Origin of the sequence: Arenibacter sp. F20364 (assembly GCF_023015905.1) — a bacterium.
Taxonomy (GTDB): Bacteria; Bacteroidota; Bacteroidia; order Flavobacteriales; family Flavobacteriaceae; genus Arenibacter.
The window spans coordinates 1-501 of the sequence record NZ_JALKBD010000146.1; the positions used below are offsets into that span (position 1 = coordinate 1).

The 501-nt window shown below is 55.1% G+C and carries 1 protein-coding gene; it reads right to left on the reverse strand.

What is annotated here, in order from left to right; genetic code table 11:
* On the reverse strand, window positions 1-491 hold a 491-nt coding region (locus MWU84_RS24090), incomplete at its 3' end, for a transposase zinc-binding domain-containing protein (protein ID WP_246906587.1).
* Between the last annotated feature and the right edge of the window lie 10 nt (window positions 492-501).

Consider the following 501-nt stretch of genomic DNA (forward strand, 5'->3'; position numbering starts at 1 on the left):
ATGCAATGCAGATGCGGGTGAAGGGACAGATTTTGGCCCCAGGTGTGCAGGATGGCGACCATTCCCGGGTCGGCCCCCAAAAACTTGGGATTGGATGAAAAGCCTTTGATTACCTGCCAGGCCGTCCCGAACAAAAGGCCATAGATCGTTTTGGGGCTATAAAGGCATACCCTGTTAAGCTCCGAAGGAAGGGTAAAGACCATATGGAAATAGGGCACGTTCAGCAGTTCGGCCTCCCTTGCCCTGATCCATTGTTCCCTTTTATGCCCCTGGCACTTGGGGCAATGACGGTTCCGGCAACTGTTGTAGCTAAGGTGCAGCTTATGGCAGCCAGGGTTGTCGCAACGGTCTATATGCCCGCCCAATGCTGCGGTGCGGCATTTGCGCAGGGCGTGCAGGGTCCTTGACTGCCAGCTATTGGCACAAATGCCGGCGAGCTGTTCCCTGTTGCGTTCCAATACCTGGGCCACTTCGTAAGTGGCGCGTTCCATGCCTATTTAT